Origin of the sequence: Streptomyces sp. NPDC050418, from assembly GCF_044458745.1 — a bacterium.
Classification (GTDB): domain Bacteria; phylum Actinomycetota; class Actinomycetes; order Streptomycetales; family Streptomycetaceae; genus Streptomyces.
Genome location: NZ_JBITIG010000001.1, coordinates 783,659 through 797,654 on the forward strand (window position 1 = coordinate 783,659; position 13,996 = coordinate 797,654).

Genomic DNA, 13,996 nt, shown 5'->3' on the forward strand with positions numbered 1-13,996 from the left:
GGCGCGGACCCTCAGCCACCGCGCTGCCGAGCGCTCCGCCGCTCGAACACCAGCGGACGGGCCACCCGCAGGGCCGTGGTGAGGGCGCCGAGGAGAACGGCGTCGTCGCCCGCGGTGCTGGCCTCCACGCGAGGACGCAGGGGGGTCAGACGGTGGAGGGTCCGGGTGATCGTGGGCAGGTACAGGTCGGCGCCCCGGCCCACGCCGCCGCCGAGCACGACCAGGTCCGGGTCGAGGACCGCCGTGACCGCCGCGACCGCGAGGGCAAGGCTTTCGCCCTCCTGGCGGACCGCGGCGAGCGCCGGCGGTGAACCGGCGCGGGCCGCGTCGAAGACGCGTTTCGCGGTGAGCGGTCCCGTCATGCCGAGGGCGCGGGCCACACGGACCACCGCGTCGGCGGAGACCGCGTCCTCCAGCATGCCGCGGCGCGGTGCCGTCGCCGCCGGGCCGGCGTCGAGATGGCGGAGTCCGTCGAGGGGGCCTTCGATGGGCAGGAACCCGATCTCGCCCGCTGCTCCGTGCGCACCGAGGAAGAGTTCGCCGTCGGCGACGACGCCCATGCCGAGTCCGGTGCCGATGAGCACGTACACGAAGAGCCGGCTGTCCGCGCCGATGCCGAAGGTGTACTCGCCGAGCGCCGCCAGGTTCGCGTCGTTGTGGGCGGAGAGCGGGGTGCCTAGACGGGCGCGCATCCGCTCGATGAGGCCGGGGCGGCCCCAGCCGGGGAGGTTGACGGCGTAGCGGACGCGGCCGGACGGGAGGTCGAAGACGCCCGGGGTGCCGACCGCGGTGTGGACGATGGCGGAGGGCGTCAACGAGGCTTCGGTGAGCGTCTGTTCGGCGCAGGCGACGGCCGCGTCCGCGACGGTGAGAGCGCCCCGGCCGCGGTTGCGGACCTCCGTCCGCGCGACGATCGCACCGGAGAGGTCGGCCACCGCGGTGCGCAGCCGGGCGCGGCCGATGTCGATACCGAGGACGTGGCCGGCGCGCGGATCGGGTTCGTACAGGACCGCGACGCGGCCGCGGCTCTGCGCGTGGGTGCCCGCTTCCCGTACGAGACCGGCCTGTTCCAGGGCCGCGAGGGCCGAGGAGACGGTGGGTTTGGACAGGCCGCTGTCGCGGGCCAGTTGGGCGCGCGACGCAGGGCCTTCGAGGCGCAGGCGTTCCAGGAGCAGCCACTCGTTGTTGCTGCGCAGGCGGGTGCGGTTCCAGGGCGGGGTGGTCACGTGGCGGTCCCCGGTGCGGTGACGTGGCAGGCCGCCGTGTGCCCAGGGGCCACGGAGTTCAGGCGTGGGGTGACGCTGTGGCAGACGTCCTCCGCGAGGGGGCAGCGGGCACGGAAGCGGCAGCTCGGCACGGGGTCGATGACCTCGGGCGGGTCGGTGCGCGCGGTGGCCGCGTCCACGTCGAGGGGGGCGCGCGGATCGGGGACCGCCGAGAGCAGGAGCTGGGTGTACGGGTGACGGGGCCGGGCGAGGAGGTCCTCGGTGGGTCCGGTCTCGACGACATGGCCGCCGTACATGACGGCGATCCGGTCGGACAGGTAGCGGGCGCCGGCGATGTCGTGGGTGATGTAGAGGAACGAGACACCTTCCGTGGCGCGCAGATCGGCCATGACGTTCAGGAGGCCGATGCGGATGGAGACGTCGAGCATCGACACGGGTTCGTCGGCGAGGATCAGGCTGGGCCGGTGCGCGAGCGCCTGGGCGAATCCGATGCGCTGCCGCTGGCCGCCGGAGAGTTCGTACGGGAAGCGGGTGAGGACCTCGGCGGCGGGCGTGAGACCGACCGCCTCGACGACGCGTTCGGCCTCGTCCTGCCGCTGGTCACGGGTGAGTTCGGGCCGGTGCAGCTTCAGGGAGCGAAGGATGCCGTGGGCCACGCGGTGTGCGGGGTTGAGCGAGGCGAAGGGGTCCTGGAAGACCATGGGCACGTCGCCGCGGTAGGCGAGCCTTTCCCTGCGGCGGCGCAGAGCGCTCAACGGCCGTCCGCGGTAGCGGATTTCGCCGCCGGTCGGCCGGTGCACCTGGGCGATCAGGCGGGCAAGGGTCGACTTGCCGCTGCCGCTCTCGCCGACGAGCGCGACGATCTCCCGCTCACCGATGGCCAGGTCCACGTCGTCGACGGCGTGCAGGACGCGGCGCGAGAGCCCGGTGCCGACCTTGAAGTGCCGGGTGAGTCCGGTGGTCTCCAGGAGCGGTGCGTTCACGAGGTCACCTCCGGCGCCGCGACGTCGACCGGCGCGTGCAGCAGACAGCGTGAGCGCGCCGCCCCCGCCGCGTACAGCTGTGGCTGCACGGTGTCGCACGGCTCGTACGCGAGCGGGCAGCGGGGGTGGAAGCGGCAGCCGGGCGGCGGCTGGGCGAGATCGGGCGGACTGCCGGGGATGCCACGCAGGGGGACGCGCGGGCCGCGCACGGACGGGAACGCTTCGAGCAGGCCGCGGCTGTACGGATGCGAGGGGTGGTCGAAGACGGTGCGGGTGGGGCCCTGCTCGACGATCTGGCCCGCGTACATCACGAGCAGCTGGTCGGAGAAGTGGCTGACCAGGGACATGTCGTGGGTGACGAACAGGACCGCGAAACCGAGGAGTTGCTGCAGTTCCTTGATCTGCACCATGAGCGAGCGCTGCGCGACGACGTCGAGCGCCGAGGTGGGTTCGTCCATGATGACGAGGTCGGGGGTGAGCAGCAGCGCCATCGCGATCATCGAGCGCTGCCGCATCCCGCCGGAGAGCTGGTGCGGGTAGCTGCGCAGATGCACGGGGTCGATGCCGACGAGGCGGAGCACCTCGACGCTGCGGCCGTGGATCTCGTCCTTGGTGTACGTGCCGTGCGCGGCCATCGCGTCACGGAACTGCATGGCCAGGGTGGCCACGGGGTTGAGCGCGTTCATGGCGGACTGCAGGACGACGGAGTAGTCGCGCCAGCGCAGGGCGTTGAGCTCGCGCTCGGTCAGGGTCACGAGGTCGGTGCCGCGGAAGTGGACCGTGCCCGTGGTGATGCGGGCGGGCGGGTTGAGGAGTCCGGCGAGGGCGAACAGGAGCGTGGACTTGCCGCAGCCGGACTCGCCGACGACGGCCGCGAACTCACCTTCGGCCACTGTCAGTTCCACCCCGTCGACCGCGGTGACCGGCCCTCGCCCGGTCTCGTAGACGACGCCGAGATCACGCACGGACAGAAGAGGTTCAGACACGCTTGCGCCTCCTTCGCACCGGACGGAGAGCGGGGTTGCCGATCTCGTCGAAGGCGTAGTTGACCAGGGCGAACGCCACGCCCAGAAGGGCGACGCAGAGACCGGGGGCGAGTGACCACAGGGGCAGTCCGGTCTGGAGTGCCTGCTGGTTCTGGGCCCAGTAGAGCATCGTGCCCCAGCTCTGCGAGTTGGGGTCGCCGAGCCCGAGGAACTGCAGTCCGGCGGCCGTGAGCAGCGAGTAGAGCGCCGCGCCGAGGAAGGTGGCGACGATCAGCGAGGTCATCGTCGGCAGGACTTCCCGCACGATGATGTACGAGCGCCGTTCGCCGCGCGCCCGCGCCGACTCCAGGAACTCGCGGTTGCGCAACGACAGGGCTTGCGCGCGCAGTTGGTTGGCCCCGTACGACCATCCGGTGAGGACGAGGACGGCGAGGATCACGGTGAGGGAGCCGGTGCCCGCGTACTTGGCGAGGATGATCACCAGCGGGAAGGCCGGGATGACGAGGACGACGTTCGTCAGGAGCGAGAGCAGATCGTCCGCGAGTCCGCCGAGATACGCTGCCGACACTCCGACGAGCACGGAGAGCACGGTCGCGAGCGCGCCCGCCACAACAGCGATGACCAGGGACTCCCGTGTGCCGTGGATCAGTTGGGAGTAGACGTCCTGGCCGAGGCTGGTGGTGCCGAGCAGATGGGCGGTGGACGGGTCGAGGCCGGCGGGATAGGCGAGCGCGTCCGGGTCGTCGACCGAGGTGAACAGGCCGGGGAACGCGGCGATCAGCGTGAACAGGAGCAGGATCACCGCCCCGGCGAGCGCCTTGCGGTTGCCCCGGACCGCCCGCCAGAGCCCGGCGAGCCCAGCGCGTCCGGCGCTCGCGCGGGAGCGGCCTGCGGGCGGTGCGGTGACCGCGGTGGTGGTGGCCATCGTCATCCCTTCGCCCGGGCCCGCGGGTCCAGCCACACGGTGGCGATGTCCACGATCAGCAGGGCGACCAGGACGGCGACCGTGAACAGCATGAACAGGGCCTGCATCAGCGGATAGTCGACGTTCTGCACGGAGTTGTAGAGCAGATAGCCGACGCCGGGGTAGTTGAAGACGTACTCGATGAGGATCGCCCCCGAGATCACGAAGCCGAGGGACATGGCGAAGCCGGCGAGGTTCGGCAGGACGGCGTTGCGGGCGGCGTACGCGTACATGATGCGGCGGGGGTTGAGCCCCTTCGCGCGGGCCATCCGGACGTAGTCCTCGGCCAGCGTGGTGATCATGTTGTTGCGCATGGTCAGGATCCAGCCGCCGACCGTGGTGATCAGCAGCGTCGCCGCCGGCAGGATCGCGTGGGTGAGCACGCTGGTGACGAAGCCCGGTGAGAAGCCGGGGACGATCGAGGTGTCGTAGTTGAAGTTGGACGGCAGCAGCCCGCCGGTCCACTCGGAGAACACCAGGATCAGCAGCAGGCCCACCCAGAAGTACGGCAGCGCGGTCGTGACCACGAAGACCGGCGGCAGGATCGCGTCCAGCTTTCCGCCGCGCCGCCAGCCCGCGACCGTACCGATGAAGGTGCCGAGCAGGAACGCCAGGACCGTGGTGGTGCCGACGAGTCCGAGCGTCCACGGCAGGGCGCCGCCGATCAGGCTCGTCACGGGTTCGCCGAGGGTCTGACCGATCGAGCGGCCCCAGTCGCCGGTGAACATGTGGCCCAGGTAGTCGAGGTACTGGACCAGCACGTTCGTGTCCGGTTTGAAGCCGAAGGACGTCAGCATGTCCTGCAGCGACTCCCGGGAGACCCGGCCGCGGGTACGCACGATCAGTGCGTCGACCGGGTCGCCCGGCATGAAACGCGGGATGAAGAAGTTCAGGGTGAGCGCCGCCCAGAGCGTGAGCACGAAGAACCCCAGGCGGCGCAGGATGAACCGCACACGCCACCGCCTACTGGGCCGACTTGGAGTAGATCCGGGTGAGCACCTGTCCGGTGTCCGGGAAGTTGTACGCGGCGGGCTGGGCGTACGGGTCCTCCTCGGTGGGCCAGCCCGCGATGTCCCCGGTGTTGTACTGGTACCAGTCGACCGCGCACACGACCGGGATCACCGGCACGTCGTCGAGCATGAACTGCGCGACCTCCTTGACGATCTCCGCCTGCCGCGCCTCGTCGGCAGCCGCGTACTCGTTGAGGAGCGCGTCCGCCTTCGGGTTGCGGTAGCGCTCGAAGTTGGAGATGGCGTCCTCGCCGAGCGGCGCGGTGTTCGCCGAGTGCAGCATCTGCCGCAGCTCGTAGTACGGACTCGGGCCGCTGGTCTGCTGGTTGTAGTACGCGAAGTCGTAGTCACCGGTGTAGAGGCGCCCGACGAAGGTCTGCTGGGCGAGTGTCTGCACGGTGAGGTCGATGCCGACGGCCTTCAGGTCCTGTTTGATGACCCGCAGCGAGGCGTCCCAGTCGGTGTAGCCGGTGATGGACAGGATGGTGAGCTTCAGCGGCTTCGACGGCGAGTAGCCGAGCTCGTCGAGGAGCTTCTTCGCGCGGTCCGGATCGGGCCGGTCGAATCCGGCTTTCTGCAGGGCTCCTTCGTCGAAGTACTTCTCGAAGGTCGGGATGACGATCCCCGACTGGTTCGCCGCGGGCACCTGCCCGCCGACGCCGATCTTCGCGACCTTCTCGCGGTCGATGGCGTACGAGATCGCCTGGCGCACCTTCTTGTTGCTGCTGAATTCGCGGGACGGGTCGAGGTTCGGGTAGATGCCGACGTTCAGGACGGGCGGGGACCAGGTGTGGTTGTCCTCGGACTTGTCGAGATAGAACTTCTCGATCCCCGGGATGAACTGGCTGCCCCACTGCGCCTTTCCGCTCGCGAGGTCGAGATTCGCGGGCGCGTTGTCGAGATACGCCGGGTACTGCACCTTCTGGATGTACGGCTTGCCCTTCTGCCAGTACTCGGGGTTGGCGGTGTACTGGATGTTGTTGGGCGAGCACGGATCGACCTCGAACGGGCCGGTGCCGACGGGCTTCTTGTCCACCCAGGTCTCGGGCTTGTCGGCAGCCGCGCCCTTGCCGAAGACATGCTCCGGGACGATCGCGACCTGATGAGCGAAAGCGTAGAAATACGGCTGGGCCGCCTCCTTGAACTTCAGCGTCACCTTGTCACCGGAAGCCGTCGCCGACTGGAGCCCTGCCGTGGTCCACAGGGCGTACAGGTCGATCGCCTTGTGCTGCTTCATCAGATTGAAGGTGAAGGCGACGTCGTTCGCCGTGAACGCCTTTCCGTCGTTCCATTTCACGCCGTCGCGGATCGTGAAGTCGATCTGTGTCTTGTCGGCGTTCCATTTGTAGCTCTTGGCGAGCATCGGGGTCTCGGCTGCGTCCTTGAGGGCGTTCACGAAGACGAGGGGTTCATAGACGAAGCCGATGGACGTGTTGTAGACCGCGGGATTGAACGGGTTGAAATTGCACGTCCACGTCTGTCCCGCGGTGTTGGCGATGGTGACCTCACCGCCCTTCTTCCGGGGACCCGCACTCTCCGTGGGGTTGCTGTCATCGCCTTTCCGCTTGGTCTCCGAACAGGCCGTTGCCGTCCATGCGAGCGCGACGACGACAGCGGCGACGAGGGTGCGCGTGGGCCTCATGGCTGCCTGTCCCTTCGGGAGGTCATCCGGGATGGTGCGCGGCCTCGAGGGCCAGCGCGAGAGCGCCGAGGAGCGGCGCTTCGTGGGGGTGCGCGGCGAGCACGAGCTGTGGCGGGTACGGCACGGCGGCGTCCAGGGCGCGGCGCAGCGGACCGTGCAGCGCGTCCCAGGAGCGGGCCATGCCTCCGCCGACGGCGATCCGTTCGGGATCGACGGCGATGGTGAGATTGACGAGATGGAAGGCGAGCTGGGCGAGGAACTCGCCCTCGTCGAGCGGGCGTCGGCCGTGCGCCTTGCCGCTGACCACGGCCTCCAGCGGGATACGGTCCGCCCGGCCGACGTCGGCGGGCGAGCACAGGTTGTACCCGATCTCGCCGGACGCCCCGTTCCTCCCGGCGAGCACCGTGCCGCCGACGATGAGCGCCACGGCGAGCCCGGTCCCGAGGTTCACGTAGAGCCCGGGGTCGGCGCCCGCGAGGCTGCCGTGGTCGTACTCGTGGCGGGCCGCCGCCTTCACGTCGTTGACGAGCCGCAGCTCCGACTCCGGGAAGGCCAGGGCCAGTTCGCGCCTGAGGGCGAGCTGCTCCCAGCCGGGAATGTTCGGCGCGAGCGCCACACCGTCCTCGCCGGGGATGCCGATGGTGGCGACGCCCACGGCGACGGGTTCGCGCCCACCGAGGAGCTCTCGTGCTGCGTCGACGGCGTTCTTGAGCCCGGCGTGCGCGCCTTGGTCGGCGGGCGTCGCGAGGACGTGGTCCGCGTGCCGTACGCCGTCGAGTCCGGCGACGGTCAGGGCTGTTTTCGTACCGCCGATATCGAGGGCGAGGACGACAGGGGCGAGGACGACGGGTGATGACGGAGCAGGCTCGTTCACTTGGAGCTCCTCACGCGATGGGAGGTGCCGGTAAGTGTGCAGCTGCGTCTGTAAAGTTAGTTAACTATACGAGGGTTGGGGGCAGGCCGTAAGCCCTCGGGAGCCGAAAGCTCGCGCCCGGCTGCGGCGCGCGACAACAGCAGGGCCGGACCCCTCCCCGTAGGGGAAGAGCCCGGCCCGACGGTGCAGCCGCCGCCGTGGAGCTACTTCTTGCCGCCTCCGAAGTTGCCGAGCCCCTTCGGGTTGAGGTGCGCGATGTGGCCGCTCTCGGTGCCGGCCGACGGGTCGATCACGCAGTCGATCAGCGCGGGTCCGCCGGAGGCCAGCGCCTCGGTGAGCGCGGCGGTGATCTCGGCGGGTGTGGTGGCGCGGTAGCCCTTGCCGCCGAACGCCTCGATCATCAGGTCGTGGCGGGCCGCGCTCATCAGCGTGGTCGGGGACGGGTCGGCGGACCCGCCGCCGGAGGCCTCGTCGCCCTTGTAGACACCGCCGTTGTTCATGATGACGGTGACGACCGGAAGCCGGTAGCGGCAGATCGTCTCCAGATCCATCCCGCTGAACCCGAAGGCGCTGTCGCCCTCGACCGCGACGACGGGCTGCCCCGACTCGACGGCGGCGGCGATGGCGTACCCCATGCCGATGCCCATGACGCCCCACGTACCGCTGTCGAGACGGTGGCGCGGCACGTTCATGTCGATGACGTTGCGGGTGATGTCGAGCGCGTTGGCGCCCTCGTTCACCAGATACACCTCGGGCCGCTCGCGCAGCACGTCACGTACGGCCTTGAGGGCGTTCATGAACGCCATCGGATGCGGGTCGGCCTCCAGTCGCTTCGCCATCTTGGCGGCGTTGTCGGCCTTCTTCGCGCCGAGTTCGTCCTTCCAGGCCGTCGGTGCGGCGATCTGGCCGGGCTTGGTGCGCTCGGCGAGCGCGTCGAGCACGGACTCGATGTCGCCGACGAGCGGTGCGGCGATGGGCTGGTTGGAGTCCATCTCCTTGGGCTCGATGTCGATCTGGATGAACTTGGCGTCCGGGTTCCAGCCCCGCTCGCCGTGGTTCAGGAGCCAGTTGAGCCGCGCGCCCATCAGCACCACGACATCGGCCCGCTTCAGGGCCAGCGAACGGGCGGCGGCCGCGGACTGCGGGTGGCCGTCCGGCAGCAGGCCCTTGGCCATGGACATCGGGACGTACGGGATGCCCGTCGACTCGATGAACTCCTTGATCTTGTCGTCGGTCTGGGCGTACGCGGCGCCCTTGCCGAGCACGACGAGGGGCCGCTCCGCGGAGGCGAGGAGCTCGATCGCCCGGTCGACGGCCTCGGGCGCGGGCAGCGCGCGCGGCGCGGGGTCGACCAGTTTGCTGAGCGTCCGCGCGCCTTCGGCGGCGGGCATGATCGAGCCGAGGACGGCGGCCGGGATGTCGAGGTAGACACCGCCGGGCCGCCCGGAGATCGCGGTGCGCAGGGCGCGGGCGATACCGCGGCCGATGTCCTCGACGCGGCTGACGCGGTAGGCGGCCTTCACGAAGGGCTGCGCGGCGGCGAGCTGGTCCATCTCCTCGTAGTCGCCCTGCTTGAGGTCGACGAGGTGGCGCTCGCTGGAGCCCGAGATCTGCACCATCGGGAAGCAGTTGGTGGTGGCGTTGGCGAGCGCCACCAGCCCGTTGAGGAAGCCGGGCGCGGAGACGGTCAGCGCGATACCGGGCTTCTTGGTCAGATAGCCCGCTATCGCCGCGGCGTGCCCGGCATTGGACTCGTGCCGGAAGCCCACATAGCGGATGCCCTCGGCCTGCGCGAGGCGGGCGAGGTCCGTGATCGGGATGCCCACGACACCGTAGATCGTCTCAACGTCGTTGAGTTTGAGCGCGTCGACGACGAGGTGATAGCCGTCGGTGAGCTCGACCTCGGCTTCGTCGCTCGCCGCGGTGTCGGTGGCAGCAGCAGTTTCGGTCATGGTCCGAGCTCCTCCTTGGGCGGTGATGCCTCGTGGTGCGTACGGCTACTGGTCTCACCTTGCGCACCCCGCTCGCGGCCGTCCAAGACCTGTTGGCGACCAGCCGATAAACGGCGTCTATCGAGCGTTCACCGCACGGCCCCGACCTGGGGGTTCGCCACGGTTGATAAGCGGCCGCTATCGGCTGGTCGCCAGCGCGTATTGGACGTGCGGCGCAGGGCCGCGCACGCTCGCTGAGTGGCGGCTTTCCGTGCTGCCCGTGTCCCGTACGAAGGGGTGGTGGCGATGGTCATGTCGACCGCGGCGGCCGCGCGGGGCGTCTCGCTGTACCGTCCGCCGGCGCTCACGGGCCTCGCGGACGTACTGGACCGTCCGGTACGGGAGCGGCCCTCGGCCACGGCACTGGTCGTGACGGCCGACCGGATCAGGCTCTCGTACGCGGAACTCTCCGCCCTGGCCGACGAGTTGGCGGCCGCGTTCCGGGAAGCCGGCCTGCGTCCGGGCGACACCCTGGCCCTCGTCGGCGCCAACACCGTGGAGTTCGTGGTCGGGCTCCTGGGCGCGGCGCGGGCCGGACTCGTGGTGGCGCCGGTCGATCCGGGCTGCGCGGGCGGTCAACTCAAGGAGCGGGTGGCGGGGTTGGGGGCTGCGGCGGTCGTCGTGTCCGCGGGAACCGAGGCCGAGCTGCCGCCTGGTGCATGGACGCTGACGGTCGATGCCTCCCGTACGACCGTGCATCTCGCGGCGGGCACACGGCCCGAGGCACACCCGGTGGTCACCGACCCCGCGGACGCCCTCGTCCTCTTCACCGTCGGCACCAGCGACCGCGCCAAGATGGTGCCGCTCACCGGCGCGCACGTCAGTGCCGCGATCCGCGGGATCTGCGGCACGTACGAACTGGGTCCGGGGGACGCGACGGTCGCGGTCATGCCGTTCTTCCACAGCCACGGCCTGTTCGCGACGCTGCTCGCCTCGCTCGCGAGCGGCGGCTGTGTCCTGCTCCCGGACGGCGGGCGCTTCTCGGCGGCGGCGTTCTGGGACGACGTACGAGCGGTGGCGGCGACCTGGTTCACGGCGGTCCCGGCCGTCCATGAACTCCTCCTGGAGCGCTCCGAGCTGGACTATCCGGGCCCGCAGGCCGCGCCGCTCAAGTTCGTCCGGAGCTCCAGCGCACCTCTCAACACGGCGACCCAGCGCGCCCTGGAACGCACCTTCGGCGCCCCGCTCCTGACCGCGTACGCCATGACGGAAGCCACGCACCAGCTCACCAGCGAGCCGCTGCCGCAGTACGGCTTCCTCAAGCACGCCTCGGCGGGGCGGCCCACAGGCGTCGAGCTGCGGATCGCGGACGCGGCCGGGCGGGCGTGTCCCGTCGGCGCGGAGGGTGAGGTGTGGGTGCGTGGCGCGTCCGTCGCCCGCGGGTACCTGGCCGATCCCGAGGCGACGGCCCGCGGCTTCCGCGAGGGCTGGCTGCGCACGGGCGACCTGGGCCGCCTCGACGAGGACGGCTATCTGTTCCTCTCCGGCCGCATCAAGAACCTGATCCACCGCGGCGGCCGCCGTGTCTCCCCTGAGTACGTGGAGGACATCCTGGCGGGCTGCCCGGGCGTGCACGAAGCGGCCGTCTTCGGACTGCCGGACGAGGAGCTGGGGCAGCGGGTCGGTGCGGCGGTGGTCGTACGGGACGGTGAGTACCTCGGGACGGAGCAGATCCTGCGCTACTGCCGCGGGCGTCTGGCCGTCACGGGTGTGCCGGACCGCGTGGAGATCGTGGACACGCTGCCGCATACGGCGCAGGGTGGGCTCGACCGGCAGGCGATCGGTGCGCGGTTCGGCAGTGGTTCCTGAGGCGAACGGATCTGCCGCCGCAGGTCATGCCACCGCGGACCGCACCCGGTCCCCGCCGCCGCCCGGCACCGGTTCCGAGAAGAACTCACCGAGCGCGAGCCCCGTCGCCGCGGATACGAACGCCCGCGCCGCCACCGACCCCGGCGTGGCCGCGTGGATCGCCACCGACACCTGCGCGCGTGCGTCCGGCTCCACCAGGCGCACCGCCCGCGTCCGCCCGATCACCGGCATCGCGCGCAGCCAGGAGTGCGGCACGATGCTGGCCCACTCCCCCACGCCGACGTGCGCGTACAGGGACGCGATCGAGTCGGTCTCGACCTGCGGGGTGGCGACCAGGCCGCCCTGCGTGAGGACGTCGTCGATGAGCTGGCGGATGCGCATGTCGGGGGTGAGCAGGGCGAGCGGCAGCTGCGCCGCCTCGGACCAGGTCATCGTCGCGGCCTGCGGAAGCAGCTGCTCCCCGGAGACCACCATGTACCGCTCCTCGTAGAGCGGCACGACCTGCAGCCCTTCCTGGTCATCGGCCCCGAAGTACCCGATCACCGCGTCCAGCTCGAACTCCCTGAGCTGGCGCAGCAGCTCCTTCGTCGCGAGCCGCGAACGCACCTGCACCTTGGCCAGCGGATGCGCCGAGCAGAACGCACCGACGGGCAGCGCGAGCGTCGTCGAGGCGGTGGGCTCGGTGCCCAGTCGCAGGGTGCCCGTGATGCCGGACTGCACGGCCGCGACCTCGGCCTTGAAGGCCTCCTGCTCGGCGAGGATCCGCTTGGCCCAGACGACGAGCCGCTCCCCCTCGGGCGTCAGGCCTTCGTAGGTGTGGCCGCGGTTGATGAGCGTGACGTTGAGTTCGCGCTCCAGCTTGGCGATCGCGGCCGAGAGCGCGGGCTGCGAGACGAAGCAGGACTCGGCCGCGCGGGCGAAATGCCGCTCGCGGGCGACCGCCACGAAGTACTCCAGCTGACGAAAGAGCACGGCAACCCCTCCCTCCGCGGCATCCGCGGGGTGACCCCACGGCTACGCTACAGAAGCGATCACGGATTGCATACAGTAGACGGCATCCCGATTCCCACTCCTCGCGCGGACCCGCACTCGCGTCCGCGCTACGGAACCGCCGCCGCCTTCGGCTGCGAGGCCACGGGCCGCCGCTGCGCCGGCAGCGTCGCCGACTCCCACCGCTTGCCGACCCGCACGTACCCGTAGATCACCGACCCCATCGCGGTGAGGATGAGCAGACCGAACAGGGCCGGGTACTGGGACATCGCCACCGCACGGAAGCGGTACATGAAGAGCAGCCCCGTGAAGACCACCGCGCCGTACGCGGCGAGCCGCAGCGCCGGGCGGTCCCAGCCGTGCGCCTGGGCGCGCAGGAAGGCCTCGATCGTCAGCACGAAGACGACGCCCGAGACCAGGTCGACGCCGTAGTGGTACCCGAACCCGAGGGTCGCGCACAGCGTGGCCACCAGCCAGAAGGTGCCGGCGAAACGCAGCCAGCGCGGACCCTGCCGGGAGTGGAGGAACAGCGCGGTGGCCCATGCGGTGTGCAGGCTGGGCATGCAGTTCCGTGGCGTGATCTGGTCGAACATGATCGGCTGCGGCGCCGTCAGCTTCACCGGCGTGTCCGGCCACAGCTGCCCGGCCGCCCAGATCCCGCCGTCGACCCCGTACGCGAAGACGGGTCCGACGACCGGGAAGAGCATGTAGATGCCGGGGCCGAGCAGCCCTATCAGCAGGAACGTGCGTACGAGGTGGTGGCGCGGGAACCTGCGAGCCGCCGACACGTTCCGCAGCTGGTACAGCGAAATGACCACGGCGGCCACGGCGAGCTGCACGTAGACCCAGTCGAGCACATGCGAGCCGACAGGACCGACGGCTTCGAGGACCCGTCCCGCCACCCACGAGGGATTGCCGAGCGCGTGATCGGCGGTGGCGAGATACGGGTCGAGGACGGTGGGCTTGGTCTTGGACGTGATCAGCAGCCAGGCGTCCCCGGTCTTGCGTCCCGCGACCAGCAGGAGGCCGAGCCCGACCCCCTTGAGCAGCAGCAACCGCTCCGGGCCGGCGCGGCGCGTGAAGGCGAAGACGGTGACTCCGACCATCACCCACAGCGCCCCGTTGCCGAAGTTCATCTGCGCACCCAGCGCCCAGCGCACCGCCCAGAAAGCGAGGTCGATCGCGACGGCCGCACCCAGCGCGACGTAGCGCTCGCGCTTGGTGAGGACCACCATCATCAGCGCCATGGCGGCGTACAGGAGCGGCCCGGAGGCGGGCGCGAAGATCAGCTCACGGGCCTGCTGGGTGAGGGGACCGGGCACGCCGTAGCGGCGGGCGGTGACTTCCAGACCGATCACGAAGCCGAGGGCGATGACGGCGGCCGCACCCCACAACAGGGTCTTCGGCCGCCACAGGGCGGCCTCCCGCGGGCGGCGCGTGCTGAGCGACGGCTCCTTTGCCGTTTTCGGTATCAATTCCCCTGGCCAGTTCTCTGGATAGTGGCTGGATGGTCGACGGCTG

Annotated in this window: 11 protein-coding genes; 1 reads left to right on the top strand and 10 read right to left on the bottom strand. The window is 70.4% G+C overall.

Features of this window, described 5'->3' with window-relative positions; all coding sequences use genetic code 11:
- Positions 1 to 11: 11 nt before the first annotated feature.
- From ACIBI4_RS03560 to oxc, 8 genes are all read right to left on the bottom strand, one after another.
- Positions 12 to 1,226: an ROK family protein gene (locus ACIBI4_RS03560; RefSeq protein WP_399201863.1), complete on the bottom strand. Its 1,215-nt coding sequence runs from the start codon at positions 1,224 to 1,226 to the stop codon at positions 12 to 14.
- The gene (locus ACIBI4_RS03565; RefSeq protein WP_399201864.1) at positions 1,223 to 2,209 is read right to left on the bottom strand and encodes an ABC transporter ATP-binding protein; all 987 of its coding nucleotides are present in this window, start codon (positions 2,207 to 2,209) and stop codon (positions 1,223 to 1,225) included. Before ACIBI4_RS03565 ends, ACIBI4_RS03560 begins: the two co-directional genes overlap by 4 nt.
- Positions 2,206 to 3,195: an ABC transporter ATP-binding protein gene (locus ACIBI4_RS03570; protein WP_399201865.1), complete on the bottom strand. Its 990-nt coding sequence runs from the start codon at positions 3,193 to 3,195 to the stop codon at positions 2,206 to 2,208. Before ACIBI4_RS03570 ends, ACIBI4_RS03565 begins: the two co-directional genes overlap by 4 nt.
- A complete protein-coding gene (locus ACIBI4_RS03575) occupies positions 3,188 to 4,120 on the bottom strand; it encodes an ABC transporter permease (RefSeq protein WP_399201866.1) in 933 nt (310 codons plus the stop codon). Before ACIBI4_RS03575 ends, ACIBI4_RS03570 begins: the two co-directional genes overlap by 8 nt.
- 2 nt (positions 4,121 to 4,122) lie before the next feature.
- Positions 4,123 to 5,112: an ABC transporter permease gene (locus ACIBI4_RS03580; protein WP_399201867.1), complete on the bottom strand. Its 990-nt coding sequence runs from the start codon at positions 5,110 to 5,112 to the stop codon at positions 4,123 to 4,125.
- Between the two features lie 10 nt (positions 5,113 to 5,122).
- Entirely contained in the window at positions 5,123 to 6,811 is a 1,689-nt protein-coding gene (locus tag ACIBI4_RS03585; RefSeq protein ID WP_399201868.1) for an ABC transporter substrate-binding protein, read from the bottom strand.
- Between the two features lie 22 nt (positions 6,812 to 6,833).
- On the bottom strand, positions 6,834 to 7,685 hold the full coding sequence (locus ACIBI4_RS03590; RefSeq protein WP_399201869.1) for an ROK family protein: 852 nt from the start codon (positions 7,683 to 7,685) through the stop codon (positions 6,834 to 6,836).
- A 203-nt stretch (positions 7,686 to 7,888) separates the two neighbouring features.
- Complete coding sequence (gene oxc, locus ACIBI4_RS03595; RefSeq protein ID WP_399201870.1) at positions 7,889 to 9,637, bottom strand: oxalyl-CoA decarboxylase; 1,749 nt, start codon at positions 9,635 to 9,637, stop codon at positions 7,889 to 7,891.
- A gap of 237 nt (positions 9,638 to 9,874) precedes the next feature.
- Here oxc and ACIBI4_RS03600 point away from each other — a divergent pair, with 237 nt between their 5' ends.
- A complete protein-coding gene (locus ACIBI4_RS03600; RefSeq protein WP_399201871.1) occupies positions 9,875 to 11,485 on the top strand; it encodes a FadD7 family fatty acid--CoA ligase in 1,611 nt (536 codons plus the stop codon).
- A gap of 24 nt (positions 11,486 to 11,509) precedes the next feature.
- On the opposite strand, the gene ACIBI4_RS03605 is transcribed toward ACIBI4_RS03600, so the two are convergent.
- Both ACIBI4_RS03605 and ACIBI4_RS03610 read right to left on the bottom strand, forming a co-directional pair.
- Positions 11,510 to 12,457, bottom strand: a complete 948-nt coding sequence (locus tag ACIBI4_RS03605; RefSeq protein ID WP_399201872.1) for a LysR family transcriptional regulator — start codon at positions 12,455 to 12,457, stop codon at positions 11,510 to 11,512.
- A gap of 128 nt (positions 12,458 to 12,585) precedes the next feature.
- Positions 12,586 to 13,872, bottom strand: coding sequence for a phosphatase PAP2 family protein (locus ACIBI4_RS03610; RefSeq protein ID WP_399202031.1), 1,287 nt, complete (start codon positions 13,870 to 13,872; stop codon positions 12,586 to 12,588).
- Positions 13,873 to 13,996: the final 124 nt, after the last annotated feature.

What these genes read in the sequence shown, in the direction of transcription:
- ACIBI4_RS03585 (WP_399201868.1), bottom strand. Translation starts at nt 6,811, where the DNA reads ATGAGGCCCACGCGCACCCTCGTCGCCGCTGTCGTCGTCGCGCTCGCA.
- oxc (WP_399201870.1), bottom strand. Translation starts at nt 9,637, where the DNA reads ATGACCGAAACTGCTGCTGCCACCGACACCGCGGCGAGCGACGAAGCC.
- ACIBI4_RS03575 (WP_399201866.1), bottom strand. Translation starts at nt 4,120, where the DNA reads ATGGCCACCACCACCGCGGTCACCGCACCGCCCGCAGGCCGCTCCCGC.